The sequence below is a fragment of the Vannielia litorea genome, assembly GCF_018424695.1.
In the GTDB taxonomy this organism is placed as follows: domain Bacteria; phylum Pseudomonadota; class Alphaproteobacteria; order Rhodobacterales; family Rhodobacteraceae; genus Vannielia; species Vannielia litorea_A.
Genome location: NZ_QTNQ01000009.1, coordinates 34,684 through 60,586 on the forward strand (window position 1 = coordinate 34,684; position 25,903 = coordinate 60,586).

Here is a 25,903-nt window from a genome sequence, read left to right on the forward strand (position 1 = left end):
GGAGGAACAACCCATGTCCCAGAACGATGACAACAACGCATATTGGGCGGCCAATGTGCGTCTTATCCTGATCAGCCTCGTGATTTGGGCGCTGGTCTCCTTCGGGTTCGGGATCATCCTGCGCCCGATGCTTTCGGGCATCGCGGTCGGCGGCTCCGACCTCGGCTTCTGGTTTGCCCAGCAAGGGTCGATCATCGTCTTCCTGGCGCTGATCTTCTTCTACGCCTGGCGGATGAACAAGCTCGACCGTGAACACGGCGTGGACGAGGAATAAGGCACATGGATCAGTTTACTCTCAACCTGCTGTTCGTGGGCGCCTCCTTTGCGCTCTACATCGGCATCGCAGTCTGGGCCCGCGCGGGCTCGACCTCCGAGTTCTACGCCGCCGGGCGCGGCGTGCACCCTGTCACCAACGGCATGGCCACGGCGGCCGACTGGATGTCGGCGGCCTCCTTCATCTCGATGGCGGGCCTCATCGCCTTCACCGGCTACGACAACAGCTCCTTCCTGATGGGTTGGACGGGCGGTTACGTGCTCCTCGCCCTGCTGCTTGCACCCTACCTGCGCAAGTTCGGCAAGTTCACCGTGTCCGAGTTCATCGGTGATCGCTTCTACTCCAAGACGGCGCGGCTGGTGGCCGTGATCTGCCTGCTGGTGGCCTCCATCACCTACGTGATCGGCCAGATGCAGGGTGTGGGCATCGCCTTCGGGCGGTTCCTCGAGATCGACGCCACCCTCGGCCTGCTGATCGGCGCCTGCGTGGTCTTCGCCTACGCGGTGTTCGGCGGCATGAAGGGCGTGACCTACACGCAGGTTGCCCAGTACTGCGTGCTGATCATGGCCTACACCATCCCGGCCATCTTCATCTCGCTGCAACTGACGGGCAACCCGATCCCGGCGCTGGGCCTCTTCGGCGATCACGTCGCCTCGGGCGAGCCGCTTCTGGCCAAGCTCGACCAGATCGTGACCGACCTCGGCTTTGCCGAATACACCGCCGCCCATGGCTCGACCATCAACATGGTGCTCTTCACCCTGTCGCTGATGATCGGCACCGCTGGCCTGCCGCACGTCATCATGCGGTTCTTCACCGTGCCGCGCGTGTCCGATGCCCGCTGGTCCGCCGGCTGGAGCCTCGTCTTCATCGCACTGCTCTACCTGACGGCCCCGGCCGTGGGGGCCATGGCGCGCCTCAACATCTCCGAGCTGATGTGGCCCAACGGCACCGGCGGCGAGGCGGTGAGCGTCGAGCAGATCGAAACCGCGCCGGAATACGCCTGGATGGCGACCTGGCAACAGACCGGCCTTCTGGGCTGGGAAGACAAGAACGGCGACGGCAAGATCCAGTACTACAACGATGCCAACGCCGACATGCAGGCCAAGGCCGAAGCGGCCGGTTGGGAAGGCAACGAGCTGACCAACTTCAACCGCGACATCCTTGTGCTGGCCAACCCCGAGATCGCAAGCCTGCCGGGCTGGGTGATCGGCCTCGTGGCAGCGGGCGGCCTTGCGGCGGCGCTCTCCACGGCGGCAGGCCTGCTGCTGGCCATCTCCTCGGCGGTGTCGCATGACCTGCTGAAGGGCCAGCTGACGCCGAACATGTCGGAGAAGTCCGAGCTGCTGGCAGCGCGGATCTCGATGGCAGCGGCAATCGTCGTCGCGGTGATCCTCGGGCTCAACCCGCCCGGCTTCGCGGCACAGACGGTGGCCCTTGCCTTCGGCCTCGCGGCGGCCTCGATCTTTCCGGCGCTGATGATGGGCATCTTCTCGACCCGCATCAACAACACCGGCGCGGTGACGGGCATGCTCGCGGGCCTCGTGGTGACGCTGGTCTACATCTTCCTGCACAAGGGCTGGTTCTTCATCCCGGACACCAACTCCTTCACCGATGCCAACCCGCTGCTCGGCCCGGTGAAATCCACCTCCTTCGGTGCGATCGGTGCCCTGGTGAACTTCATCGTCGCCTATGTCGTCTCGGGAATGACCAAGGACACCCCGCAGGAGATCAAGGATCTCGTACAGAGTGTCCGCGTCCCACGCGGCGCCGGCGCGGCGGTCGAAGGCCACTGAGCTCCTCCCCCCGGGGCCGCGCGGCCCCGGCTTGCACCACCGTCCCTCCCGCGTCAGCGTGGGAGGGACACGCCACCAGAAGGCCCCCGCCATGCCCCTTCCGGCTCCGCTGACCCAGTTTCTCGCCTCGGTTCACCCCTATGACAGCCTGCCCGCAGACGCGGTGGAGGCCCTGGCCGAGGCCTGCGAGGCCCGTGAGCTTGCCGCCGGAGAGGCTGCCTTTGCCGTAGGCGATGCCGTTCAGGCCCTCTACGTGATCGCCGAAGGCGCCTTTGAAATCACCGATGAAGCGGGCGTTCAGCTCTCCATCCTCGGCCCCCGCAATTCCTTTGGCGAGCGTGCGCTCCTGCGCAGCGAAACCGCCACCCGCACCGCCACGGCCACAGCGGCCTCCACGCTCATCGTGGTGCCCGCCGCCACGCTCTTCGAGCTGATCGCCGCCCACACCCCGGTGGCCCGCTTCTTTGACCGCCGCCGCCCCTCCCGAGCCGATGGCCGCAACCTCGCCACCTTGCCCGTCGAGCGCCTGATGACGGCTTCGCCCGCAAGTTGCCCGCCGCAAACGCCCATCTGCGAGGCCGCCCGGCTGATGCGCGACAGGCATATCTCCTCGATCTGCGTGAGCGATGACGCGGGCTTTCAGGGCATTGTCACCCTGCGCGACATGAACAGCCGCGTGGTTGTTGAGGGGCATGATCCTTGCGCGCCCGTCTCTTCGATCATGACGGCAAATCCCCTCACCCTCGGCCCCAAGGCGCTGGTGACGGATGTGCTGCACCTGATGGTCGAGCGCCGCATCGGGCATATCCCCATCGTCGAGGGGGCCACGCTTCTGGGCATCGTCACCCAGACGGATCTGACCCGCGCCCAGGCGCTCTCCTCCGCCGATATCGTGGGCCGCGTCGCCAAATCCGCCGATGCCGACGAAATGGCCCGCGCCACCGCCGAGATCCCGCAGTTGCTGGTTCAACTGGTCGACACCGGCAACCGCCACGAGGTGGTCACCCGGCTCATCACCGATATCGCCGACACCGCCACCCGTCGCCTGCTTGCCCTGGCGGAGGAAAATCTGGGCCCGCCGCCCGTGCCCTACCTCTGGCTCGCCTGCGGCAGCCAGGGCCGGCAGGAGCAAACCGGCGTGTCGGATCAGGACAATTGCCTGATCCTCTCCGACGCGGCAGGCGAAGCCGACATGGCCTATTTCCACGATCTCGCCCGCTTCGTCGCCCAGGGCCTCGACCGCTGCGGCTATTTCTTCTGTCCGGGCGACATGATGGCGACCAACCCGCGCTGGTGCCAGCCTCTGCGGGTGTGGCGGGAGTATTTCCAGCGCTGGATCGCCAAGCCCGACCCGGAGGCCCAGATGCTGGCCTCCGTCATGTTCGATCTTCGCCCCATCGGCGGTGACGAGGGGCTGTTTGCCAGCCTTCAGGCCGACACGCTGGGGGCGGCCTCGGCCAACTCGATCTTCACCGCGCATATGATCTCGAACTCGCTCAAGCACCAGCCGCCGCTGGGGCTGCTGCGCGGTCTGGCCACCATCCGCTCGGGCGATCACCGCAACCAGCTCGACCTCAAGCTCAACGGCGTTGTGCCAGTGGTCGACCTCGGGCGGGTCTATGCCCTGCAGGGCCAGCTCCGCCCGGTCAACACCCGCGCCCGGCTGGAGGCCGCCGTGGCGGCGGGCGTGGTCTCGCACTCTGGCGGAGCCGACCTGCTCGATGCTTACGATCTCATCGCCACCACCCGGCTTGAGCATCAGGTGCGGCAGGTGAAAGCGGGCACGCGGCCCGGCAACTACCTCGACCCTTCGCAGCTGTCGGATTTCGAGCGCAGCCACCTGCGCGATGCCTTCGTGGTGGTCAAGACGATGCAATCCTCTGTGGGATCGGGCAAAGGAGCGCTAGGATAAGCCATGTTTGTTGAACTCATCGCCACGCTCTTCGCCGGGGTCGGCTGCGCCGGCATCGCCATGCTGCTGAACAGGCTCACCGGCCGCCGGCTGCCCAAATGGGTCATGCCCATCGCAGCGGGGGCGGGGATGATCGGGATGACCATCTATAACGAGTACACCTGGTACGAGCGCACCTCGGCGCGGCTCCCCGAGGGTGTAACCGTGGCCATGACGGTGGAGGAGCAAAGCTGGCTCCGGCCCTGGACGCAAGCCTGGCCCTACACCAAACGTTTCGTCGCGGTCGACACAGGCAGTGCCCGTCGCAATGCGGCCCTGCCGGATCAGCACCTGCTCGATCTCTACTTCTTCGGGCGCTGGGCGCCGGTCAACCGGGCGCCCCTTCTGCTGGACTGCGCCGCGCGCCGCTCTGCCTTGCTGCTGGATGGGGCCGACTTCGGCGAAGACGGCGCGGTGGCGGATGCCGATTGGCAGGCCGTGCCAGAGGGCGATCCGATCCACAGGATCGTCTGCGAGGCCTGACATGCCCACCCTCCTCGGCCTGCGCCTGCGCATTTTTCTCTTCTTCGCCTTGCTGGCGGTGGGCGGGGCAGCGCTTGCAGCGGGGGCGCTTGCCTTCGGCTGGTCGCGCGCCGAGGGCGCACTGCCCACCGCGCCCTTCGTCACCGCTTTTGTCGTTTTCGCCTTCCTCAACGCGGCCCTCGCCCTCGGCATCTGGCTGCTTTTCGACGAGCACCTCGCCAAGCCGATCAACCGCCTCGCCGCCGCCCTGCGCCTGCAAGCCCACGCCGGGGTGCCCCAGGGCATCGAGGCCGTGCCGGCTAAGTACCTGGGTGACCTTGCACCCGCCGCGCGCGCCCTGTCCAAGTCGGTGCACGGATCGCTCTCCGACACCGCTGGCCACCTCGCGGCGCGGGGCCGTTCCCGGCGGGCCGATAGCGCATGGCTCACCGATCTGCTCTCCGAGATCCCGATTGCAACCCTTCTGCTGAACCCCGCGCAAGAGATCGTCCTCTACGACGCGCAGGCCGCCGATATCCTCTCCGCGATCGCGCCGCCCCGCCTGAAGGCGCCGCTGTCGGACTACTTCGATCCCGCAAGCCTTGCAGAGGCGACCAGCCAACTCTCTGGCGCGGTCGAGGTGGTTGAACTCCGCCTGCAAGACAGTGCCCATACCCACAGCTTCGACGCCAAGCTGAAGGCGCTCAGCGACGGCGGGCACATGCTTTTCATCGACATTCACCCCGATCAACGCAGTCGCATTTCCGCCCGCCCGCTGGTCTTCGACTTCGACCTGATGAGCGCCGCCGATACCGGTGCAATCCACGACACCCCGCTGAAAGACCTCTGCTTCGTGGCCTTCGACACCGAAACGACGGGGCTCTCCGTCAGCAAGGACGACGTGGTGCAACTGGGCGCGGTTCGGGTGCTGAACGGGCGCGTGGTCGAGGGCGAGGTGGTGGATACTTACGTCAACCCCGGTCGCCCGATCCCACCCGCCTCCACCCGCATCCACAAGATCACCGATGCCGACGTGGCCGGGGCGCCCGGCATCGCAAAGGTGGCCCGCGCGCTGCACCATTTCTCGCAGGAGGCGGTGCTCGTGGCCCATAACGCCCCCTTCGACATTGGCCTGCTGCGCAAATACGCGCCCGAAACCGGGGTGGAGTGGGACCATCCCGTGCTCGACACGGTGCTGCTCTCTGCGGTGATTTTCGGCACCACCGAGGCCCACACGCTGGATGCCCTCTGCGACCGGCTCGCCATCACAATCCCGCCCGAGCTGCGCCACACCGCGCTGGGCGATGCGCGCGCCACCGCCGATGCGCTCGTCAAGCTGCTGCCCCTGCTGGAAGGGCGGGGTATCCGCACCTTCGGCGCGCTTGTGCAGGAAACCCGCAAGCATGGCCGCCTCCTGCGCGACATGAACGCCTGAACCCGGCGCGCCTCCGCCTACCCGGGCTTGACCGCTGCCACCCTGGCTGCCCATGCTGCAGGGCAAAGGAGGGCCGCATGCGCCTCTTGCCGATCATCCTGGGCCTCGGCCTCACCGCCCCCGCCGAAGCCGAACTGGCCCACCGCGAAACCATCGGCGGCCTGCGCGGCGTGTCGCTGGCCTATGATGCCGAGGTCTGTGGTGTCTGGGTCGCGACGGAGGGGCGCGAGGTGATCCTGATGTCCACCACGGGCCGCGAGATCATGCGGTTTGACAGCGGCATGTCCTCGGTCCGCAGCCTCACGGTGGAAGAGGGCGGCCTGCTGCTGGCCAACGGATGGGGCACCTTCCGCCGGGTCGACCGGCAGGGCAGGGCGATCGAGAGCGACTTCAGCCTTTCGGCCACCCTCGTCGATACCGAAGGCCTGCACCGCGACGCCGACGGCAGCTTTCTCGTGGTCGAGGATGACCCCTCCCGGCTGATGCGCGTGGCGCCCGACGGCACCCTGCTGGTGGAACTCCAGGGCGATCTCTTCGATCCGCCCATGATCGAGCCGCAGGGCGTGGCGCGTGACCCGTTCTCGGGCAACATCCTCGTGGTGGATGACAACGAAGGGCTCAACGCCTTGTTCGAACTGGCCCCCGATGGCAGGGTGCTCACCGTGACCCCGCTCTCGGAATGGGGCTACGATGCGGAGGGCGTGGCGCTTCAGCCTGAAACCGGCACGCTCTTTGTCGGCTTCGACGGAGGGCAGGCCCTCGCCATCTTCGATTGGCGCCCGTCGGGCATGTCGATCTCCGAGCCGCTGGATCGCGGCCCCGACTGCGCTTTCATGTAGGAGACCCTCTATGGATGTGAACTGGACAGGCGGCTGCTTCTGCGGCGCCCTGCGTTACCGCGTGACGGAGGAGCCCCGGCTGAAAGCCCAGTGTCACTGCCGCGCCTGCACCCACATCTCCGGCGGCGGGCCGAACTACTTCATGGTGATCCCGCCCGACAGCTTCGCCTGGGAGGCGGGTGAGGCAGCCGAGTTCAGCCGTCCTGACAGCGCCCGCGCGGTCTGGCGCGCCTTCTGTCCCACCTGCGGCACCCACATCCTCAGCCGCCGCCGGGGCCTCCAGGGCGTGGTGCTGAAGGTGGGCACGCTGGATAGGCCCGAAGTCTTCGAAGGTGCCAGCATCGCCATCTTCTGCGAAGAAGCGCTGCCATGGCTGACGGTGCCCGAGGGGGTCACCGCCTTCGACACCCTGCCGGAAAGCTAGAGGCTTACCGCCCTGCCAGTTCGAATGCTCTCGTCGGCGGCAAGGCAGATGGCAAGGCTCTGCACCGCATCCTCCATGTGGCGCGCGAGGTCGATATCCTCGGCAATCGCCCTGAGCAGAAAGGCCTGCTCGGCATCGCAGAGCCCCTGATGGTCCGGCTCGTCCGACAGGTCGATCACCTCGTCGCCGCGTCCAGGCCGGTGCACCCGCAACCCACCCACCTTCGAATGCCCGTCGATCTCCGCCGAGCCGCCCTTGTCGCCGTCGATGATCGACACGGCGCCGCCGGGGCTGACGACATCCTTCACGAAGAAGGCCGTCTCCGACATCATCGGCCCCCAGCCCGCCTCGTACCAGCCCACCGAGCCATCGTCGAAGACCACCTGAAACTGGCCGTAGTTGTACATCTCCGGGGCAATCTCATCGGTCAGCCGCAGCCCCATGCCATGCACTCGGACGGGCCGTGCATCGGTGATCTGGCACATGACATCCACGTAATGCACCCCGCAATCCACGATGGGCGAGGTGGTTTGCATCAGCGCCTTGTGCGCCTCCCATTCCGCGCCGGTGGATTGCTGGTTCAGGTTCAGCCGAAACACATAGGGCGGCCCCAGCGCGCGGGCCTCGGCGATGAGCCGCTGCCACGAGGGGTGATGCCGCAGGATGTAGCCCACCGCCAGCTTCCGTCCCGTCGCCTCCGCGGTGTCCACCGCGCGGCGGGCGTCCTCGACCGTGGCAGCCAGCGGCTTTTCCACGAACACATGCGCGCCCGCCTCCATGGCCGCGATGGCATAGGCGGCATGGCTGTCGGTCCGGGTGGCGATCACCACCAGATCGGGCTTCAGGGCCAGCCCCTCCTCGAAGCGTGTCATCAACGGATAGCCCTGCAACTCGGGCTCCAGATCCGGCGCCGAGCGGTTCACCAGCCCGATGATCTCGCTTTCCGGATGGGTGTGATGGGCCAGCGCATGGCTTTGCCCCATGGTCCCCAGACCAACGATCAGAACCCGTGTCATGACCCCCTCCCTTTGCCCCGAGACTGACCCGGACGGGCCGGGAGAGCAAGCCTTGTGCCGCCCTGTTTTGCAGGGCAGGGTAGCGCTAACAGGGAGACGGCGCGATGACGGAAAAAAGCCTGATGCGGCAGGAGATCGAGGAGATCCCCGCTGCGGTGGAGCGGCTCTTGGCGGCGGAGGCGGTGCCCCGCGTGGCCCGCCGGGTGGCGGCGGATGATCCGGCCTTCTTCGTCACCGTCGCGCGCGGCTCGTCTGACCACGCCTGCACCTTCTTCAAATACGCCACCGAGCTGGTGCTGGGCCGGGCATCCGCCTCGGTCGGCCCCTCCGTGGCCTCGGTCTACCGTGCGCCACTGAGGTTGGAGCGGGCGGTGGCGCTCTCGGTCTCGCAATCGGGCGGCAGCCCCGACATCGTCGAGATGACAGGTGCCGCCCGCGCGGGCGGGGCGCTCACGCTGGCGCTCACCAACACGCCGGACTCGGCGCTCGCGGGCGCGGCGGAGGAGGTGGTGGATATCTGCGCGGGCCCCGAGCACTCGGTGGCCGCCACCAAGAGCTTCGTCACCTCCGCGCTCGCCGCACTCTGGCTGGTGGCCGAGGTCGCGCAGGACGCCGCGCTGCTCGCCGCCATCCGTGCGCTGCCCGAGGCACTGGGCCGCGCGGCGCAGGCCGACTGGTCTGCCGCCGCACAGGCCATGGGAGAGGGCGGCTCGCTTTACGTGCTGGGGCGGGGTCCGGGCTGGGCGATGGCGCAGGAGGCAGCGCTGAAGTTCAAGGAATGCTGCCAGACCCATGCCGAGGCCTATTCCTCCGCCGAGGTTCTGCACGGGCCGGTCTCCATTGTCGGGCGCGGTTTTCCGGTGCTGGCGCTGGCCTGCGGCGATGCCGCCGAGGCAGGCGTGGCCGAGATGGCTGACCGGCTCGCAGGGCAGGGGGCCGAGGTCTTTGCCACAACGCCACTGGCACGGGCGGCCCAGGTGCTGGATGCGCCCCGCACCGGCCACGGGCTGACCGATCCGCTTGCGCTGATCGTCGCCTTCTATGCCATGGCGGAGGCGGTCGCCCGTGCCCGCGGCCTCAACCCCGACGCTCCGCCACATCTCCGCAAGGCGACCGAAACCCGCTGACCGGCCCGTCCTAGCGCGCGTCGGTCAGCCGCAGGTGAATAGCCGCCACGCCAAGGATGATCCCGCCAAAGAGGATGCGCCGCGCGCCCTCGGGCATGTGCAGCAGTGTCAGCATCGTGCCTAGCACGGTCAGGATCAGCGCGCCCACGATGGTGCCCGCATAGCCGCCGCGCCCGCCGAAGATCGAGGTGCCCCCGATGACGGCAGCCGCCACCGACGGCAGCATCAGCGGCACCGCGAGCGAGAGCGACGGCGCCTTGATGAGGCCCACGTAAAGCAGCCCCGCCACCCCCGCGATCAGCCCCGAAAGGGCATAGAGCGCCAGATACACCTGCCAGCCTCGCACCCCCGCCAGCCGTGCCGCGCCCTCATTGTCGCCCATGGCATAGAGCAGCCGGCCAAAGCCGGTGCGCCGCTGGGCAAAGAGGATGAGCGCCGCAAACGGGAGGAACAGCACCAGCGCGTTCGGAATGCCCCACGTTCGCCCAGTGCCCAGCCAGGCCAGCGCCTCGGGCACCTCCGAGCCTGTGGCGATCACCGTGCTCTGGTAGACTTGCAGGCAGCCGGTGCCGATCAGCCCGGTGCCCAGCGTGATGATCAGCGGATGCACCCGGAACAGGCCAACGCCGATCCCGTTCAGCAGCCCGATCAGCACCGCCGGGATAAGCGAGAGCACGATGGCCCCGGCGGCCCCGTAGAACGGCACCAGCGTGGCCATGACGAAGCTGGAGATGGTGGCGACGATGGCCGCCGAAAGGTCGATACCCCCCGTGAGCATCGTCAGCGTCTGGCAGGCCGCGAGCATGGCGAGCGGGATGGCGAACTTGACGGTGTTGGCAATCCAGCGCTCACCCACGATTCCGGGGCGCATGATTTCCAGCGTGCCCACTAGCAGAGCCAGCAGCACCAGGAGCGGGATGATTGGATGATCGCGCAACAGCGCCTTGAACCTCAGCATCACAGCTTCCCCTTCGCGGCCAGCAGCCCGCCGATCATCACAACGACCACCATGATGGTGCCCTCGATAATCGCCGAGACGTTGGGATCCACGCTCAAAAGCGTCAGATCCATCCGCACCAGCCGCAAGATGAACACTGCGATGAGCGGCCCCAGCAGCCCGCCCTTGCCGCCGCCCAGCACCACGCCGCCCAACACCACGGCTGCCACGGAGGCCAGCAGGTAGGGGCCGGGGATCGGCTCGCCGATGCCGGTGGAGAGGGTCAGCGACAGCCCCCCGAAGGCCGCAAACAGCCCGGCCAGCCCGTAGGCCACGATCCGGGTGCGCCCCACGTTCACGCCCGAGCGGAAGGCCGCGAGCGCATCAGAGCCAACCGCGTAGATCGAAAGCCCCACGCGCGCCCGCCGGATCGGCACCCAGACCAGTGCCACCACGATGAGCAGCACCACCAGCGCGCGCGGCACCCCGCCCAGCCCGGGTATCGGCAGCCCGCCGATGATGAGGCCCCGCATCCACTCCGCCGCATCTCCCCCCGGCGCGTTGAGGATCAGCAGCGCCACGCCCTCCCAGACGAAGAGCATCGCCAGCGTCACCACAATGTCGGGCACCCGGGTCACCACGATCAGCAGGCCGTTCAGCGCCCCCATCGCCGCGCCCATCGCCAGCACCAGAAAGACGATGCCGAGCGAGGCCGCCCCGCCGTTGCCCTCCATCAGCACCGCCGCCGTCACCGAGCAGACCGCCATCATCGAGGCGATGGAAAGGTCGATGCCCCCGGCAATCACAACCACCGCCTGCGCCACGGTGGCGAAGGCGAAGGGCAGAGCGGCGCGGGCGAGGCTTTCGACCCCCGAGGCGCCGAACGTGGGCTGGATCAACTTGGTCGCCACGAAGAGCAGCGCGAGGATCACCGCCAGCCCGGTGATCCACCCATGTTTGCGCAACGCCTTCATGCCGCGCTCCCCGTCAGCCCGTAGGCGGCGCGCATGAGGCGCGGCTCATCCGCCTCGGCGGCGGGCATGCTGTCGACCACGCGACCGTTGAAGATGACGATGCAGCGATCACAGGCCAGCTGAATCTCCTCCAGTTCGGATGAGTAGAACAACACCGAGGCCCCGCCCTCTGCCAGCTCCCGCACCAGCGGGTAGATCTGGCGCTTGGTGCGCACGTCGATGCCCCGCGTCGGGTCGAACAGCAGCAGCGTGTCGCAGCCATGGGCCAGCCAGCGCCCGATGGTCACCTTCTGCTGGTTTCCGCCGCTCAGGCGGCCCACCTCACCCTGCGCCCGCGTGTCGATCTGGAGCCGCTCGATGGTGCGCGCCACCGCCTCGCCCTCCCTGCGCATGTTGATCGGCCCCCAGGCGCGGGCGCGGGCCGAGAAGGGCAGCGCGAGGTTGTCACGCACCGACTGCTGCATTGCCAGCGCATCGGCCCGGTTGCCGGGCACAAAGCTGAGGCCAGCGCGGATCGCATCCGCCGGGTGGTTGAAGCGCCGCGCCGTGCCCTCCACCTCGATCACGCCCCGGTCGGGCTTGCGCGCGCCCGCCAGCACCTCGAACAGCTCGTCCTGCCCCTGACCCTCCAGCGCCACCACGCCCAGCACCTCGCCGGGATGCAGCGCAAAGCTGACATCCGTCAGCTTGCCCGTCGCGCCGAGGCCCTTCACCGCCACGCGGGGAGCGCCCTTCGGCGCGGGCGTGGCGCGCTGGGCCGCCGTTTCGCCGGGCTTGATCGCCTCGCCCAGCATCATCTCAACGATCCGCTCTTCCGCGCCCGCCTCAATCGGTACCTCGCCCACCGTCGCCCCGTCGCGCAGCACCACCGCGCGCTGGCAAACCTGTGCGATCTCGGCAAATCTATGCGAAATATAGATCACCGAGCGTCCCGCCTCGGCCTGTTGCTGCACCACCCGTAGCACCGCCTCCACCAGATCGGTCGGCAGCGCCGCCGTCATCTCGTCGAGCAGCAGCACATCGGGCTCTGAGGCCAGCGCGCGGGCAAGGTCGATGATGCGCAGGGTCGCGAGCGGCAGGGTGGCAACTTGCGCCGCAAGGTCCATCTCCGTGAAGCCCAGCTCGGACATCCAGCGGGTGAACTTCGCCGCATCCGTGCCGCCCAGCCGCAGGTTGTCGGTGACGTCCAGATCGGGGATCAGCGAAGGCTCCTGATAGACCGGCACCAGCCCGCTCTTGCGCGCCTCCGCCGGTGAGCCGACCACCCGGTCGGCCCCCCGGATGCGCACATGCCCGCCGTCGGCCCGCAGCGCGCCGGTGAGGATCTTCACAAAGGTCGATTTGCCCGCGCCGTTCGCCCCCATCAGCGCCACGATCTCTCCCCGGCGGATCGTCAGCGCGGCCGCCTCGAGGGCCACGACGGCGCCAAACCGCTTCTCTACGCCACTGGCCTCCAGCAGCGGAGCCTCATCCGTCATGTCGCTTCATTCTCTTTTTGTTCAGAGGGTTGGCCGGGCACATTAAAGCGCCCGGCCAGGTGCAATCACTCGCCCGGGCCCTTGCAGGCGATGATCTCTTCCATGCTGTAATCGGTCCAGCCGTCGATCTGCACCGAGACGGGCCATTCCGGATCGAGATCGGGGTTCTGGGCCTCGGCGATCTTCGCCTTGCCCGCCTCGTCGGTGTTGGCCCAAAGCGCCGGGTCCACCAGCACCACGCGCTCTTCCGGCGTCTCGCCATCGAGGATGCGCAGCGCCAGCGTCACCCCCGCCCCGCCGATCGAGCCGGGGTTGGTCACCGCCGCGCCTTCCAGACCTTCGACGGAGGCCAGTTGGCCCACGAAACCGGCGTTATCCGCGCCCACAACCGGCACCAGATCCACGTCGCTCTCCACCAGCGCGTCGACGATCACGTTGTCGATGCCCGAGGTCCAGATGCCGTCAAAAGGGATGCCGGTGGCGATGTAGTCGAGGATCTGCTGCTTGCCCTTGTCCTGCTGCCAGCCGGTGAACACCTCCTGCGCCACCGACACGTCGGGATACTCCTCCAGCGCGCGGGTGAAGCCCTTGTGCCTGTCGTCATCGGCCGCCGCGCCCGCCGCGCCGCGCATGTACACCACGGAGCCCGAGCCGCCGATCTGCTCGAACAGCCACTTGGCACCGAGATAGGCATATTGCTCCTGATTGTTGGAGAGCACATAGGCCGCATCCGCGTTTACCCCCTGGTCCACGGCGACAACCACGATCCCGGCCTCGGTGGCCTCGGTCACCGCGTCGGCGATGCCGTCGGGGTTGGCGGGGTTGACCACGATAGCGTCCACGCCCGCCTCGATCAGGTTGCGGATGTCTTCCGACTGGCCCGCCGCATCGGTGTTGCGGTGGGCGATGTTCAGGCTGTCGACCTTGCCCGAAACCAGCGCCTGCGCCTTCATCGCGCAGATCATCTCCTCGCGCCAGCCATTGCCCTGCACGGTATTGGAAATGCCGATCGTGTATTCAGCCGCCGCCATGCTTGCGAGGCCCAGGGTGAGGCCCGCGGCCCAGGTTGTTGTTCTAAAAAGCGTCTTCATGGTCTTTCCTCCCTTGAAAGGTTTTATTGTCAGTTATTTACACAGTTTACTTGATGTAGGGTGCAAGCACGTCCCGGGCGAGCAGGAAGCCCCGCTTCACCGCCACCTCATCGGCCTCGAACACCTTGTCCTCGTGCTCGATAATCACCGGCCCGTCGTAGCCAGCCCGGTAAAGGCCAGAAAAGAACCCCGCCCAATCCACATCCCCAAGCCCCGGCATCCGTGGCACCTGCCAGCCCATGCCAACGCTCATCACGCCGTTCTCATAAAGACCGTCCCGGTCGATCATCACGTCCTTGGCGTGCACATGGCCCATGCGAGAGCCAAACTCCTTGATAAACCGCTGCTGGTCGATCATCTGCCAGATCAGGTGCGAGGGGTCGAAGTTCATCCCCACCGCATCGCCCCACTCCTCGAAGATGCGGCGCCATATCTTCGGGCTGTAGGCAATGTTATGTCCGCCAGGCCATTCGTCATAGCTGAAGATCATCGGGCAGTTTTCGAAGCACAGCTTCACGCCCGCATCTTTCGCATGGGCGACGACGGGGGCAAAAATCTCCTGCGCCCGGTTCCAGTTGTCGTCTACATTCAAAGTCTTGTCGCCGCCAATGAATGTATTGACGACAGGGACGGAGAGCGTGGACGCGGCTGTGATCACATCGCGCAGATGCGCGATCACCTCCTCGCGATGCGCCGTATCGGCATGCAGCGGGTTGGGGTAATAGCCCAGCCCGGAGATCGACACGCCATGCTCGGCCAGACCGCCGGTGATTTCCTGGGCCTGGCCTTCCGAGAGGCCGTTGCAATCGATGTGGCTGGTGCCGGCATAGCGCCGGGCCTCGCCGCCGCTTGCGGGCCAGCAGGCCACCTCGAGCAGCCCCATATCGACCGAGGCCGCCCATTGCGCCACATCCATCAGCGTCGCGTCTTCGAAGGGGGCGGTGAGAATGCCAAGTTTCATATTTGTTTCCTTATCTTATCCGCCGATCTTAACCCATGCGCCCTGACGCGAACTTTCCAGGACTGCCTCGCAGAAGGCCATCTCGAAATGCCCGTCCGCAAAGCTCGCCCAGGTCGATGCCGGCCTCCGTGCGCCTGCGTCAATGTCGCCATAGACCTGCCGGAAGAGCGCGAAGAACGTGTCGGCAAACCCTTCCACATGCCCGCCGGGCAGCGAGGCCGCGGCCGCGCCCGTGGCGTTCATCAGCGCGGCGTCGCGCTGGAGGATCTGGTTGGGCGCGTCGCGGTGGCCGATCCACATGTGATCCGGCGTTTCCGAGTGCCACTCGATCCCGCAGGCAGAGCCGGCGATGTCCCAACGCATGCTGTTCTTCCGTCCGGGCGATACCTGGCTGACGGTCACCGCACCGCGCGCACCCGAGGCATAGCGCAGCAGGATCAGCGCACTGTCCTCAGTGCTGATCGAAACCGTCTCCGTCTTGCCTGTCGCTTCCGTGAAGGTCTGCACCGGCCCGGTCGGCTTCTGGCGCTCGGTCATGAATGTCGTCAGCTCGGCCAGCACCTCCACCGGCTTTTCGCCCGCGACAAAGCTGGTTAGGTCGGCCCAGTGGGTGCCGATATCGCCCACCGCCCGCAGCGCGCCGCCCTTGTCATCCTCCAGTCGCCAGTTCCAGTCGGTCGGCTTGGCCAGCCAGTCCTGCACGTAATGCCCTGTAATCAGCCGCACGTCTCCCAGGTCTCCCGCCGCCACCATGCCGCGGGCCTGCTGGTTGAGCGGGTAGAAGCGGGTGTTGTAGCAGACCGCGCAGATGAGCCCGGATTTTTCAGCCAGATCAACGAGCTCCGCCGATTCCGCTGCTGTCAACGTCAGGGGCTTCTCGCAGATCACATGCTTTCGGGCCCCGATCAGCGCCTTCACCTGCGCAAAGTGCAGGTGGTTGGGCGAGGTCACATGCACCGCTTGCACGGCCTCATCCGCGCAAACGGCCTCAAGCGTGTCAAAGCTCTCGGTCCCCAGCCCTGCCGCCGCCGCCGCGCCTCGCTCGGGCGAGGAGCCGAGCACCCCGCGCAGATCCACGCCCAGCCGCTTGAGCGCCCAGACATGGACCGTTCCGATAAAGCCGGTGCCGATGACCGCCACGCCGATGCGCGAGAAATCCGTCATGCCCGCTCTCTCTCCTCCTGGTCAAACAACCGAATATCCCCCGTCCACCGGAATGCAGGCCCCGGTCATGAAGCCCGCCGCCGCGCTGGCCAGAAACAGCACCGGCCCGGCAATGTCATCTGGCTGGCCCCAGCGCCCCAGCGGCGTGCGTGCGTTCACGTTGGCCACGTGGGTGGCGTCCTCGCGCGCGCGGGCGGATTGCTCCGTTTCGATGAAGCCCGGCGCCACCGCATTCACCCGGATGCCATGGCCCGCCCATGCAATCGCGAGCGACTTGGTCAGCTGTTGCACCGCTGCCTTGGAGGCGCCATAGGCCGGGTTCTTCGGGCTGCCGAAGCCCGCATACATCGAGGCGATGTTGATGACGCAGCCCTTTGACTGCGCAAGTTGCGGCTGGAAGGCCAGCGCGGTGCGAAAGCTGCCGGTGAGGTTGATGTCCACCACCTTCGAGAAGAAGGCAGGCGCCATTTCTTCTCCGCGCGCGGTGATGGCCGCGCAGTTTACCAGCACGTCGAGCGCAGGCGTGGCCGTGGCAAGGGCGTTCACCGCCTCCTCCTCCGTCACATCGAGCCGGTGATAGGCAAAGCGGGTGGCGTCCTCGGGGGCAGGGGCCGCTACTGCGCCGGTGATCGTCACCTCCGCACCCGCGTCCTGAAAGGCTCGCGCAATGGCAGCGCCGATGCCCGCGCGGCTTGCACCCACCACAAGCACCCGCTTGCCGGAAAACGCGCCCGTCACCTCCACGGCCGTTCCTTGCGATGCATACTCCCCCCAGGGCCACAGCCCTCGCTCTGTAATCGTTTACATTGCCGAGCAGACTCACCCGCCAGCGCTGATGTAAACGATTACAGTCTCAATCGACCGGGGCAGGGATGTCAAGCGGGTGTGGACACTTCGGATGCGTGAAGGCAATGCTGCGCACGAATGACGCATGGCAGGGAGACCGGGCAGATGAAGACACGCGTTGCGCTGTTGCGCGAGATGGGGGCCGCACGGCCCTACGGCGAGAGCAAGCCGCTGGAGATCGTCGAAGCCGAGCTGGCCGCACCGGGGCCGGGGGAGCTCCTGGTGAAGATGGCCGCCGCCGGGCTTTGCCACTCCGACCTCTCCACCATCAACGCCGACCGCCCGCGCGAGATGCCGGTGGCGCTTGGCCATGAGGCCTCGGGCGTGGTGCAGGAGGTCGGCCCCGGCGTCACCCGCTTTGCGCCGGGCGATCATGTTGTGCTCGTCTTCGTGCCCACCTGCGGCCAGTGCCTGCCCTGCGCCGAGGGCCGCCCGGCGCTGTGCGAACCCGCCGCGGTCGCCGCCGTCAACGGAACGCTGCTGACCGGCGACAAGAAGATCAGCGTCGATGGCCAGCCAGTGAACCACCACATCGGTGTGTCGGCCTTTTCCGAGCACGCCGTGGTGCACGAAGGCTCCGCCGTGAAGATCGACAAGGACATCCCGCTCGACAAGGCCGCGCTGCTGGGCTGTGCGGTGCTCACCGGCGTGGGCGCGGTGCTGAACGCAGGGAACCTGAAAGCTGGCCAAAGCTGTGCCGTGGTGGGCCTCGGCGGCGTTGGCCTCGCCGGGCTGCTCGGCGCCATCGCGGCAGGCGCGGGCCAGGTTGTGGCCGTGGATATCGCCGCCGACAAGCGCGAGTTCGCCCTCGGCCTCGGCGCCCACATGGCCATCGACCCCTCCGAAGACGGCGCTGTGGAGAAGCTGAAAGAGGCCACCGGCGGCGGCGTGGATGTGGCGGTGGAACTGGCAGGCGTCGTGCCCGCGCTCGACTTCGCCTGCAAGATTACCCGGCGCGGCGGCATCACCGTAACGGCGGGCCTGCCGCACCCCTCCAAGGTGCTGGAAGTGCCCGTCGCCGGGCTCACGGTGGCGGATGCCACCCTCCGGGGCAGCTACGTGGGCTCCTGCGTGCCCAAGCGCGACATCCCGCGTTTTGCCCGGATGATGGAGCAGGGGCAGCTCCCGATCGAAAAGCTGATGACCCACAAGATCAGGCTCGACGAGATCAACGAGGGTTTCGAGCGGCTGGCGGCGGGGCAGGCGATCCGGCAGGTGATCGAGTTCTGAGCAGGGGCAGCTCTTCGGCCCTTGCGGCCCTTATCGCAGCTGTGAGGAGGGGCCGAAGGGCCCCGAGGAACTGCTGCTAGCGGCGTCCCAGCCAGATTGCCGTACCGATGGCGGCGAGCAGCAAGACCAGCGCAATCGGGTGCTCCATCAGAGCAGCTGGCTTGCCGTCGACGATCACCAGCGTCTGGCTCAGCAGGCTTTCGAATTGCGCGCCGAGGAAGAAGGCGATGATGAAGGCCACCACCGGCAGCCCCACCGCGCCCATCGCCCAGCCCAGCAGCGCGGAGATCAGCATCACCGCCACCCCGAACATGCCACCGGTGCTCACGTAGACGCCCGCGATGCAGAACACGAGCGCGGCCGGCAGGATAAAGCTGTCTGGCGCCCGCAGCGCCACCGTCCAGGCCCTCAGAGAGACCAGCCCGATCAGCAGGTTTGACAGGTTGGCCATCAGCATCGCGCCGAACAGGCCATAAATCAGCTGGCCCTGCGTCTGGAATAGCAATGGCCCCGGCTGGATACCGTGGATGGTGAAGGCCGAGATCAGCAGCGCGGCGGTGATCGAGCCGGGGATGCCAATGCCCAGAAGCGGGATCAGGTTGGCGCCCATCACTGCCGAGTTGGCGCTCTCAGTTGCCGCGATTCCCCGGAGGTTGCCCTCGCCAAAGGGCACGCCGCCCGGGTCCGACGTTCTGGCCGATGCATAGCTCATGAAGGCCGCCGCCGTGCTGCCGATGCCTGGGATTGCCCCCAGCACCGTGCCGATGACCGCGCCCCGCGCCATCACCCAGCGGCACCCCCAGTAATCGGCCCAGCTCACCCTGTCTCCCGCTGTGCTGGCCGCCACCGCGGGGCGCGGCCCGCCCCTCGCGCCAGCCATCCGGCGGAAGATTTCGGCCACGGCCAGCATCCCGATCGCCACCGCCACCAGCGGCGGGCCGTCGTAAAGCTCGAAGTAGCCGAAGTAGAAGCGCGGCGTGCTCTGTTCCGGGTCCAGCCCCACCGTGGCCAGCAGCAGGCCCATCACCGCCGCCATCAGCCCCTTCGCCAGCGAGTCTCCCAGCAGTCCCGCGATCACCGAGAAGGCGAAGAGCATCAGCGCCAGCTTCTCTACCGGCCCCATCATCAGCGCCGCCGTCGCCAGAGGGGCGGCGCAGGTGATGAGCACCAGATCCGAGAAGGTATCGCCCGTCACGCTGGCAAAGAGCGCCATCCGCGTCGCCTGATTCGGGCGGCCCTTTGCCGCCAGCGGATGCCCGTCGAGCGCCGTCGCCGCCGCATCCGGCGTGCCGGGCGTGTTGATCAGAACCGCCGGGATCGCCCCGCCGAAGAGCCCGCCCTTGTTGATCCCGACGAGGAAGGAGATCGCCACCAGCGGGTCGAGCACGAAGGTGAAGGGGATCGCAATGGCCATGGCCATCACCGGCCCGATGCCGGGGATCGCGCCCACCACCTGGCCCATCACCACGCCGGCCAGAACGAAGGCGAGGTTCACCAGCGTGAAGGCATCGGCAAAACCGGCGAGGATGATCTCGAGCGGCGGCATCTCAGGGCAGTGGGCGCTGCAACAGCTGTTCCACCACCAGCCAGACGAAGCCCGGCACAGCGAAGATGCCCGCCACCAGCCACGGCCAGCGCCGCTCGCCCAGGGCCCACATCAACGCGCCTGCGCCCAGCGGGGCGATCACGAGGAAGCCCCAGCGGCTCATCGCCCAGAGCGCAATCCCAAAGCCCAGCCCCAGCCCGATGATACGCAGCGCCTCCCGGCCCGAAACCTCCATCGCCCCGCGCGGGAGGGCGGCATGGGCCAGCCCGAGCACGATCAGCGACACGGCGCAGATCGTCGGCAGGGTGCGCGGGCGCATCCAGCCATAGTCGGAGGCCGAGGAATGGTTCGGGATCACCCAGAGCCAGAAGGCCGCCGCGAGCGCCGCGACGGCCAGCCCGGTCAGCCGGTTGGCTGCCCTATTGCCCAAAGAGCTTTCCCACGTTCACAAGCCCGTCGGTCAGCCGCGCCTTTGTGGCTTCGGGGCCATCGCCCGAGGGTTCGGTGTGCATCGCGTTCATCACAACTTCCTTGGTGGGGTCTGCGGTGATCGCGGCAGCCAGCGCATCGGCCAGCGCGGTCTTGGCCTCATCGGGCAGCCCGGCGGGGGCGGCGATGTAGAACCACGGGTCCACGTAAATCTCGAAGCCCTGCTCCTGCACCGTCGCTACGTCGGGCGCATAGGAATGGCGCGAGGCATTGGCCGAGGCCAGCATCTTCAACTCGCCCGACTCGAGGTAGGGAATATGCGCGCCCGCCACGAAGGCCGCATCCACATGCCCGCCCAGCAGGTTCTGCACGTTCTCCGCGCTGGACTTGGTGCTCACCAGCCGGAAGCCAGCGCCGGCCTGCTTGTCGACGAACTGCATCAAAAGCTCTTGCGGCTTGGCGTCGAAGCCCACCAGCGCACCGTCACTCGCTTTGGCATGCTCAATGAGTCCGGCGAGGTCGTCATAGGGCGCATTCGCCGGGGCAACGAGCGCCAGCTGAGCCAGCGCCACGGTGCTGAGGTAATCGAAACTGTCGAGGTCAAACGGCACCTCGTCGGGGCGGATCGTGAGGTTGACGAGAACGGGCATGGTCACGCCCATCCCAAGCGTCCGGCCGTCGGCGGGCAGGGTGGCGAGCTGGGTGAACATCGCCATCCCGCCGCCGCCCGGCTTGTTCTCCACCACAATGTCCCAGCCGGTGGCCTCGCTCATGTTCTGCGCCACCAGGCGGCCCAGTGTATCGGTCTCGCCGCCCGCACCGAAGCCGATCCACAGCTTGACCGGCCCGTCGGGCGCCCATTCGGCCATGGCGGCCCCGGCGCTCATGGCCAGCGCCAGCGCGGCCCCTGCAAAGGTCTTCAGTCTCATGTGCTCTCTCCCTGTTTACTCTTCTTCCAAACTCATGCGGCAAGGGCGGGCCGCCCCGGGGCGATGTAGCCGGGCGCAAGGCCGCTGTCGGCCAGTACCTCCTCCACCGGGGTGCCCAGAACCAGCGCCGCAGCAAGCCGCCCCATCGCCGGGGCCGTCTGCACCCCCGCGCCGCCCTGTCCGGCCAGCCAGAAAAATCCTTTCGCCTCCGGATCGAACCCGCAGGCGGGCAACCTGTCGGGGAAGAAGCTGCGCAACCCCGCCCACTTGCTCTCGATCCGGCGCACTTCGATCCGGCAGGCCTGGCTCACCCGGTCCACGCAAATGGCGACGTCCAGCTCTTCGGGCTGGGCATCCTGCGGCTCTGCCGGGGTCTCGTCGCCGGGGGAGGCCATGAGCTTCCCCGCCTCGGGCTTCACGTAGAACTCCTCATCCGCATCCACGATCATCGGCATCGCCTGCACGTCCACATCCCCCGGCGCCGCAACCGTGATCGCCGTGCGCCGCATCGGCTGCAAGCCAAGGGGGCGCACGCCTGCCAGCGTCGCCACCTTGTCGGCCCAGGCTCCGGCCGCATTCACCACCACGCCCGCCGTCACAACGCCCTGTGCGGTCTCGATCCGCCATCCCTGCGCCGCAGGCGCCATCGAAACCACTTCTGCCTTACCGAAAAACTCGGCCCCCGCCGACTTCGCCATCCGCAGGAACCCCTGCATCAGCCCGTGCACGTCGATATCGGCGGCGTCGGGGTTGTAGAAGGCGCGTGCAATATGGCCCGGGCGGAGTAGCGGCGCGCGGGCCTCGGCTTCTTCGCCGGTCAGCCAGGCCAGCGCGGCGCGGCCCTCCATCTGTGCCGCGACCGCCTTCAATGCCTGAAGCTGATCTTCCCGGGCCACCCGCATCAAGCCGCGCGGGGTGAGCAGGGGCGCCTCTGCGAAGCCCGCCGGCGGCGCATTGAAGAATGGCTCCGACAGGCCCGTAAGCACTTGCATTGCGCCGCTGCCATAACCCTGGGCCAGAATGGCCGCCGAGCGTCCCGAGCTGTGATAGCCCGGCTGGCTCTCGCCTTCGAGGACCACCACCGAGGCCCCGCGCGCGATGTTCGCAGCCGCCGAAAGGCCCGCAATGCCGCCGCCGATCACGGCCACGTCGAAATGGTCTTGCACTGTCATCCCCCTGTTTGCGGCGAGCCTAGCAGCGGCCATCCGCGCTGCAAAGGGCGGCACTCCGGTGTCATGGCAAGCCCGCGCGGGCCTGCCTCAAGAGCCGCAAATCTCCACCCCGGTGCCCCACTGCTCGCACAGCGCGGCCAGCTCGGGGGCCAGCGGCGCATCGGTGAAAAACCGGTCGATCGCGCCGAGAGAGGCAATGCGCGCCGGGGCCGAGCGTTGGAACTTGGAGGTATCGGCCACGAGGAAGGTGCGCCGGGACTGGGCCAGGATCGCCTGGCTCACGCCCACCTCCTGGATGTCGAAGTCCAGCATGTCGCCCTCGGGGTCGATGGCCGAGCAGCCGACAACCGCAAGGTCGAACTTGAACTGCTGGATCGTCTCGCTGGCAAGCTTGCCCACCAGCCCGCCGTCCGAGCGGCGCAAGCTTCCGCCGGTCACCACGATCTCGCAGTCCGAGTTGGCGGCGAGGATGTTGGCGACGTTCATGTTGTTGGTCACCACCAGCAGGTTGCGGTGCCCCATCAACTCGCGGGCAACCGCCTCGGTCGAAGTGCCGATGTTCAGGAAGATGCTCGCGTTCTCGGGGATGCGGGCCGCGCAGGCGCGGGCGATGGCGGCCTTGGCCTCGAGGTTGAGCGAGCGCCGCTCCTCGTAGCCGATGTTATGCGTGCCCGAGGCCAGGATCGCCCCGCCATGCACCCGCTCGATCTGCCCGGCATCCGCAAGCTCGCTCAGATCGCGGCGGATGGTCTGAAGCGTCACGCCGAAGTGCTCGGCCAGACCATCGACGGTGACCTTGCCGTCGCGGCGGATGATCTCGAGCATTTCTGGGTGGCGGAAGGCTTGGCTCACGCGGGGTTTGTCCTGATCGTGTATGTTCGATTCTTTTCGCATGCGGGCGAATAATCGGCAAACGATTTTGCCCTGAAAAGGTAGAGGAAAGGGGCATGCGGCTATTTCTTGTTGTCGTTCAGGTGGTTCGCTGCGATGCGGCGCGCGCTGCCGCCCTGCGGCAAGTCCATGTTCGCACTCGGAAAAATCAAAAACGAAAAGAAACGAACATTTCTGCTTTCGCTACGCGGCGACTCGGTGCATAAACCTGCCAGCACACTTGGGAGGGATCTGTGCCAGAGGGGACACCCGCACAACCTGTCGACTTGTTCGTCATCGGCGGCGGCATCAACGGATGCGGCATCGCGCGGGATGCGGCGGGTCGCGGTCTGTCTGTCGCCCTGGCCGAGATGGGCGATCTGGCCCAGGCCACGTCCTCCTCCTCAACCAAGCTCTTTCACGGCGGGTTGCGCTATCTGGAGTTCTTCGAGTTCCGCCTCGTGCGCGAGGCGCTGAAGGAGCGTGAAGTGCTCCTGCGAAACATGCCGCACATCTCATGGCCGATGCGCTTTGTGCTTCCGTATCATAGGGATATGCGTTTCGAGAAGGCCACGCCTACATCGCGTCTGCTCTCGGTCTTCATGCCCTGGATGAAAGGGCGGCGCCCTGCGTGGCTCATCCGCTTCGGCCTGTTTCTCTACGATCATCTCGGCGGGAGAAAGATCCTGCCCGGCACCGAAACCCTGAGCCTGCCCGGGTCGTCCGAGGGCGCGCCGCTTCAGGAGCGGTTCCTGCATGCTTACGAGTATTCCGACTGCTGGGTAGAGGATTCGCGCCTCGTGGTGCTCAATGCCCGCGATGCCGAGAACCGGGGCGCCCGGGTTATGACCCGCACCAAGGTTCTGTCCGCCAGCGCCGAAAACGGCCTCTGGACGGTGGAAACGCAAAATACCGAAAGCGGCGAGATCGCCACCCACCACGCCCGGATGCTCGTGAATGCCGGCGGCCCCTGGGTGGGGGAGATCCTCAGCCACACCATCCGCTCCAATTCGACCGAGGGCGTGCGCCTGGTGCGCGGCTCCCACATCATCACCCGCCGCCTCTACGAACACGACAAGGCCTATTTCTTCCAGGGCGAGGACGGGCGGATCATTTTTGCCATTCCCTACGAGCAGGACTTCACCCTCATCGGCACCACCGAATGTGCCCATGAAGACCCCGACGAAGCCCCAAGCTGCACCGATGAAGAGCGCGACTACCTGATCGACTTTGCGGGCCGCTACCTCGCTACGCCAATCACCGCCGAGGATATCGTCTGGACCTATTCCGGCGTCCGCCCGCTCTATGACGAGGGCACCGCCTCGGCCACGGCGGCAACGCGGGATTACACGCTCAAGGTCGATAGCTCCGCCGGTGCGCCGGTGCTGAACATCTTCGGCGGCAAGATCACCACCTACCGCCGTCTCGCCGAAGCCGCTCTGGATAAGATCGCGCCGCATTTTCAGGGACTTGGCCGCAAGTGGACGGAAAGCGCCCCGCTGCCCGGCGGCGACTTTCCGCACGATGGCGCCGCCGATCTGGCCCGCGCGCTCATGGCCGAGTACCCTTTCCTCGACGCCCCGCAGGCCGCGCGCCTCGTGCGCGCCTACGGCACCGAGGCGCGGGCCATTCTTGGCAAGGCCACCTCGGCCGCCGACCTTGGCCAGGCTTTCGGTGCGGGCCTCACCCGTGCGGAAGTCGACTGGCTGCGCACGCATGAATACGCCCGCACCGCCGAAGACATCCTTTGGCGGCGCGGCAAGCTGGGCCTCCGCCTCAGTGCCGAAGAGACCGCGGCGCTCGATACATACATGAAAGACCATCGCCGGGACGCAAGCCCGGCGGCGGCCGAATAGGGAAACGCAATGGTTCTGGAACTGAAATCCGTGAGCAAGGTGGCGGGCCGCGACACCCATATCCACCCCACGGACCTCACGCTGGAAAACGGCACGATGAACGTGCTGCTCGGCCCCACATCCGCGGGCAAGACCAGCCTGATGCGCCTCATGGCGGGCCTCGATGCCCCCACCGAAGGCCGGGTGTTCTGGAACGGCAATGACGTGACCGGCATGCGCGTGCAAGACAGGCAGGTGGCCATGGTCTACCAGCAGTTCATCAACTACCCCTCGATGACCGTCTACGACAACATCGCCTCGCCCCTGCGGCTGCAGGGCAAGGACAAGGCCACCATCGACGCGGCGGTGAAGAAGACCGCCGAGATGATGAAGCTCACCCCCATGCTCACCCGCAAACCGCTGGAGCTGTCCGGTGGGCAGCAGCAGCGCTGCGCACTCGCCCGGGCGCTGGTGAAGGGGGCAGGCCTCGTGCTGCTCGACGAGCCGTTGGCCAACCTCGATTACAAGCTGCGCGAGGAGTTGCGCGTCGAGATCCCCAAGATCTTTGAAGAAAGCGGTGCCATCTTCGTCTATGCCACAACCGAGCCGGAAGAGGCCCTCCTCCTCGGCGGCAATACCGCGACCCTCTGGGAAGGGCGTGTCACCCAGTTCGGCCCCACGCCTGAGGTCTACCGCCGCCCGGTCGATGCAACCACCGCGCGCGTCTTCTCCGATCCGCCGATGAACTTCCTCCAGGTCTCCAAGACCGGCAGCAAACTGATGTTCGGTGAGGGCCAATCCGCCCCGGCTGCCGGCAAGCTGGCCGAGCTGCCCGATGGCCGCTACCTCGCCGGATTCCGACCCAACCACCTCGAAATCCTCCAGCACACCGGCGAGGCGATGAAGTTCAATACCCGCCTCACCGTCACCGAGCTGACCGGATCAGAAACCTTCGTGCACCTCGATCATGCGAGCGAGCGCTGGGTCGGGCTGATCCACGGCGTGCACAACCTCGAACCGGGGGCCGATCTCGCTGTCTGGCTCGATCCCTCCCACGTGTACATTTTCGATGCCGAGGGCGCGCTCGTCGCCCCGGCCTCCTATGCAGCGGCAGCGTGAG

Annotated in this window: 24 protein-coding genes; 11 read left to right on the plus strand and 13 right to left on the minus strand. The window is 67.1% G+C overall.

The features are described 5' to 3' along the window. Window positions 1-13: 13 nt before the first annotated feature. From DYI42_RS05160 to DYI42_RS05190, 7 genes are all read left to right on the plus strand, one after another. Window positions 14-274, plus strand: a complete 261-nt coding sequence (locus tag DYI42_RS05160) for a DUF4212 domain-containing protein (protein WP_213544855.1) — start codon at window positions 14-16, stop codon at window positions 272-274. Window positions 275-279: 5 nt separating this feature from the next. Beyond that, window positions 280-2,067, plus strand: a complete 1,788-nt coding sequence (locus DYI42_RS05165) for a sodium:solute symporter family protein (protein WP_213544856.1) — start codon at window positions 280-282, stop codon at window positions 2,065-2,067. Window positions 2,068-2,158: 91 nt separating this feature from the next. Continuing rightward, window positions 2,159-3,979 carry a DUF294 nucleotidyltransferase-like domain-containing protein gene (locus DYI42_RS05170; RefSeq protein WP_213544857.1) on the plus strand — a complete coding sequence of 607 codons (1,821 nt, stop codon included), beginning with the start codon at window positions 2,159-2,161 and terminating at the stop codon, window positions 3,977-3,979. Window positions 3,980-3,982: 3 nt separating this feature from the next. Further along, complete coding sequence (locus DYI42_RS05175; protein ID WP_213544858.1) at window positions 3,983-4,501, plus strand: hypothetical protein; 519 nt, start codon at window positions 3,983-3,985, stop codon at window positions 4,499-4,501. Window position 4,502: 1 nt separating this feature from the next. Further along, window positions 4,503-5,915: a 3'-5' exonuclease gene (locus DYI42_RS05180; protein ID WP_213544859.1), complete on the plus strand. Its 1,413-nt coding sequence runs from the start codon at window positions 4,503-4,505 to the stop codon at window positions 5,913-5,915. Between the two features lie 77 nt (window positions 5,916-5,992). Beyond that, the gene (locus DYI42_RS05185) at window positions 5,993-6,754 is read left to right on the plus strand and encodes a hypothetical protein (RefSeq protein WP_213544860.1); all 762 of its coding nucleotides are present in this window, start codon (window positions 5,993-5,995) and stop codon (window positions 6,752-6,754) included. 10 nt (window positions 6,755-6,764) lie between these two features. Continuing rightward, the gene (locus DYI42_RS05190) at window positions 6,765-7,178 is read left to right on the plus strand and encodes a GFA family protein (protein WP_213544861.1); all 414 of its coding nucleotides are present in this window, start codon (window positions 6,765-6,767) and stop codon (window positions 7,176-7,178) included. Here DYI42_RS05190 and DYI42_RS05195 read toward each other — a convergent pair. Beyond that, window positions 7,175-8,194, minus strand: a complete 1,020-nt coding sequence (locus DYI42_RS05195; protein ID WP_213544862.1) for a Gfo/Idh/MocA family protein — start codon at window positions 8,192-8,194, stop codon at window positions 7,175-7,177. The genes DYI42_RS05190 and DYI42_RS05195 overlap by 4 nt on opposite strands. Window positions 8,195-8,298: 104 nt before the next feature. Here DYI42_RS05195 and DYI42_RS05200 point away from each other — a divergent pair, with 104 nt between their 5' ends. Then, window positions 8,299-9,321: an SIS domain-containing protein gene (locus DYI42_RS05200; RefSeq protein ID WP_213544863.1), complete on the plus strand. Its 1,023-nt coding sequence runs from the start codon at window positions 8,299-8,301 to the stop codon at window positions 9,319-9,321. A 10-nt stretch (window positions 9,322-9,331) separates the two neighbouring features. Here DYI42_RS05200 and DYI42_RS05205 read toward each other — a convergent pair whose 3' ends face one another. From DYI42_RS05205 to DYI42_RS05235, 7 genes are all read right to left on the minus strand, one after another. Then, window positions 9,332-10,279 carry an ABC transporter permease gene (locus tag DYI42_RS05205; RefSeq protein WP_213544864.1) on the minus strand — a complete coding sequence of 316 codons (948 nt, stop codon included), beginning with the start codon at window positions 10,277-10,279 and terminating at the stop codon, window positions 9,332-9,334. Beyond that, window positions 10,279-11,232 carry an ABC transporter permease gene (locus DYI42_RS05210; protein ID WP_213544865.1) on the minus strand — a complete coding sequence of 318 codons (954 nt, stop codon included), beginning with the start codon at window positions 11,230-11,232 and terminating at the stop codon, window positions 10,279-10,281. The genes DYI42_RS05205 and DYI42_RS05210 overlap by 1 nt, the downstream gene beginning before the upstream one ends. Then, window positions 11,229-12,710 carry a sugar ABC transporter ATP-binding protein gene (locus DYI42_RS05215; RefSeq protein WP_213544866.1) on the minus strand — a complete coding sequence of 494 codons (1,482 nt, stop codon included), beginning with the start codon at window positions 12,708-12,710 and terminating at the stop codon, window positions 11,229-11,231. The genes DYI42_RS05210 and DYI42_RS05215 overlap by 4 nt, the downstream gene beginning before the upstream one ends. Window positions 12,711-12,775: 65 nt before the next feature. Next, on the minus strand, window positions 12,776-13,801 hold the full coding sequence (locus DYI42_RS05220; protein WP_213544867.1) for a substrate-binding domain-containing protein: 1,026 nt from the start codon (window positions 13,799-13,801) through the stop codon (window positions 12,776-12,778). A 46-nt stretch (window positions 13,802-13,847) separates the two neighbouring features. Continuing rightward, complete coding sequence (locus DYI42_RS05225) at window positions 13,848-14,762, minus strand: sugar phosphate isomerase/epimerase family protein (protein ID WP_213544868.1); 915 nt, start codon at window positions 14,760-14,762, stop codon at window positions 13,848-13,850. A 15-nt stretch (window positions 14,763-14,777) separates the two neighbouring features. Further along, a complete protein-coding gene (locus DYI42_RS05230; RefSeq protein ID WP_213544869.1) occupies window positions 14,778-15,926 on the minus strand; it encodes a Gfo/Idh/MocA family protein in 1,149 nt (382 codons plus the stop codon). 21 nt (window positions 15,927-15,947) lie between these two features. After that, on the minus strand, window positions 15,948-16,670 hold the full coding sequence (locus tag DYI42_RS05235; protein WP_342344611.1) for an SDR family NAD(P)-dependent oxidoreductase: 723 nt from the start codon (window positions 16,668-16,670) through the stop codon (window positions 15,948-15,950). A 207-nt stretch (window positions 16,671-16,877) separates the two neighbouring features. Here DYI42_RS05235 and DYI42_RS05240 point away from each other — a divergent pair, with 207 nt between their 5' ends. Then, a complete protein-coding gene (locus DYI42_RS05240; RefSeq protein ID WP_213544870.1) occupies window positions 16,878-18,002 on the plus strand; it encodes a zinc-dependent alcohol dehydrogenase family protein in 1,125 nt (374 codons plus the stop codon). A gap of 76 nt (window positions 18,003-18,078) precedes the next feature. Here DYI42_RS05240 and DYI42_RS05245 read toward each other — a convergent pair whose 3' ends face one another. From DYI42_RS05245 to DYI42_RS05265, 5 genes are all read right to left on the minus strand, one after another. Continuing rightward, window positions 18,079-19,548: a tripartite tricarboxylate transporter permease gene (locus tag DYI42_RS05245; protein WP_213544871.1), complete on the minus strand. Its 1,470-nt coding sequence runs from the start codon at window positions 19,546-19,548 to the stop codon at window positions 18,079-18,081. A gap of 1 nt (window position 19,549) precedes the next feature. Further along, window positions 19,550-19,978, minus strand: coding sequence for a tripartite tricarboxylate transporter TctB family protein (locus DYI42_RS05250; protein ID WP_213544872.1), 429 nt, complete (start codon window positions 19,976-19,978; stop codon window positions 19,550-19,552). Then, window positions 19,968-20,906, minus strand: a complete 939-nt coding sequence (locus DYI42_RS05255; protein ID WP_213544873.1) for a tripartite tricarboxylate transporter substrate binding protein — start codon at window positions 20,904-20,906, stop codon at window positions 19,968-19,970. The genes DYI42_RS05250 and DYI42_RS05255 overlap by 11 nt, the downstream gene beginning before the upstream one ends. A gap of 32 nt (window positions 20,907-20,938) precedes the next feature. Continuing rightward, on the minus strand, window positions 20,939-22,078 hold the full coding sequence (locus tag DYI42_RS05260) for an NAD(P)/FAD-dependent oxidoreductase (RefSeq protein ID WP_213544874.1): 1,140 nt from the start codon (window positions 22,076-22,078) through the stop codon (window positions 20,939-20,941). 87 nt (window positions 22,079-22,165) lie between these two features. Continuing rightward, window positions 22,166-22,930, minus strand: coding sequence for a DeoR/GlpR family DNA-binding transcription regulator (locus DYI42_RS05265; protein WP_213544875.1), 765 nt, complete (start codon window positions 22,928-22,930; stop codon window positions 22,166-22,168). A gap of 272 nt (window positions 22,931-23,202) precedes the next feature. Here DYI42_RS05265 and glpD point away from each other — a divergent pair, with 272 nt between their 5' ends. Continuing rightward, entirely contained in the window at window positions 23,203-24,804 is a 1,602-nt protein-coding gene (glpD, locus tag DYI42_RS05270; RefSeq protein ID WP_213544876.1) for a glycerol-3-phosphate dehydrogenase, read from the plus strand. Window positions 24,805-24,813: 9 nt separating this feature from the next. After that, window positions 24,814-25,902: an ABC transporter ATP-binding protein gene (locus tag DYI42_RS05275; protein ID WP_213544877.1), complete on the plus strand. Its 1,089-nt coding sequence runs from the start codon at window positions 24,814-24,816 to the stop codon at window positions 25,900-25,902. Window position 25,903: the final 1 nt, after the last annotated feature.

What these genes read in the sequence shown, in the direction of transcription:
- DYI42_RS05170 (WP_213544857.1), top strand. Translation starts at nt 2,159, where the DNA reads ATGCCCCTTCCGGCTCCGCTGACCCAGTTTCTCGCCTCGGTTCACCCC.
- DYI42_RS05180 (WP_213544859.1), top strand. Translation starts at nt 4,503, where the DNA reads ATGCCCACCCTCCTCGGCCTGCGCCTGCGCATTTTTCTCTTCTTCGCC.
- DYI42_RS05275 (WP_213544877.1), top strand. Translation starts at nt 24,814, where the DNA reads ATGGTTCTGGAACTGAAATCCGTGAGCAAGGTGGCGGGCCGCGACACC.
- DYI42_RS05220 (WP_213544867.1), bottom strand. Translation starts at nt 13,801, where the DNA reads ATGAAGACGCTTTTTAGAACAACAACCTGGGCCGCGGGCCTCACCCTG.
- DYI42_RS05255 (WP_213544873.1), bottom strand. Translation starts at nt 20,906, where the DNA reads ATGAGACTGAAGACCTTTGCAGGGGCCGCGCTGGCGCTGGCCATGAGC.
- DYI42_RS05190 (WP_213544861.1), top strand. Translation starts at nt 6,765, where the DNA reads ATGGATGTGAACTGGACAGGCGGCTGCTTCTGCGGCGCCCTGCGTTAC.
- DYI42_RS05230 (WP_213544869.1), bottom strand. Translation starts at nt 15,926, where the DNA reads ATGACGGATTTCTCGCGCATCGGCGTGGCGGTCATCGGCACCGGCTTT.
- DYI42_RS05225 (WP_213544868.1), bottom strand. Translation starts at nt 14,762, where the DNA reads ATGAAACTTGGCATTCTCACCGCCCCCTTCGAAGACGCGACGCTGATG.
- DYI42_RS05165 (WP_213544856.1), top strand. Translation starts at nt 280, where the DNA reads ATGGATCAGTTTACTCTCAACCTGCTGTTCGTGGGCGCCTCCTTTGCG.
- DYI42_RS05210 (WP_213544865.1), bottom strand. Translation starts at nt 11,232, where the DNA reads ATGAAGGCGTTGCGCAAACATGGGTGGATCACCGGGCTGGCGGTGATC.
- DYI42_RS05245 (WP_213544871.1), bottom strand. Translation starts at nt 19,548, where the DNA reads ATGCCGCCGCTCGAGATCATCCTCGCCGGTTTTGCCGATGCCTTCACG.
- DYI42_RS05205 (WP_213544864.1), bottom strand. Translation starts at nt 10,279, where the DNA reads ATGCTGAGGTTCAAGGCGCTGTTGCGCGATCATCCAATCATCCCGCTC.
- DYI42_RS05260 (WP_213544874.1), bottom strand. Translation starts at nt 22,078, where the DNA reads ATGACAGTGCAAGACCATTTCGACGTGGCCGTGATCGGCGGCGGCATT.
- DYI42_RS05200 (WP_213544863.1), top strand. Translation starts at nt 8,299, where the DNA reads ATGACGGAAAAAAGCCTGATGCGGCAGGAGATCGAGGAGATCCCCGCT.
- DYI42_RS05160 (WP_213544855.1), top strand. Translation starts at nt 14, where the DNA reads ATGTCCCAGAACGATGACAACAACGCATATTGGGCGGCCAATGTGCGT.
- DYI42_RS05175 (WP_213544858.1), top strand. Translation starts at nt 3,983, where the DNA reads ATGTTTGTTGAACTCATCGCCACGCTCTTCGCCGGGGTCGGCTGCGCC.
- DYI42_RS05240 (WP_213544870.1), top strand. Translation starts at nt 16,878, where the DNA reads ATGAAGACACGCGTTGCGCTGTTGCGCGAGATGGGGGCCGCACGGCCC.
- DYI42_RS05185 (WP_213544860.1), top strand. Translation starts at nt 5,993, where the DNA reads ATGCGCCTCTTGCCGATCATCCTGGGCCTCGGCCTCACCGCCCCCGCC.
- DYI42_RS05215 (WP_213544866.1), bottom strand. Translation starts at nt 12,710, where the DNA reads ATGACGGATGAGGCTCCGCTGCTGGAGGCCAGTGGCGTAGAGAAGCGG.
- DYI42_RS05195 (WP_213544862.1), bottom strand. Translation starts at nt 8,194, where the DNA reads ATGACACGGGTTCTGATCGTTGGTCTGGGGACCATGGGGCAAAGCCAT.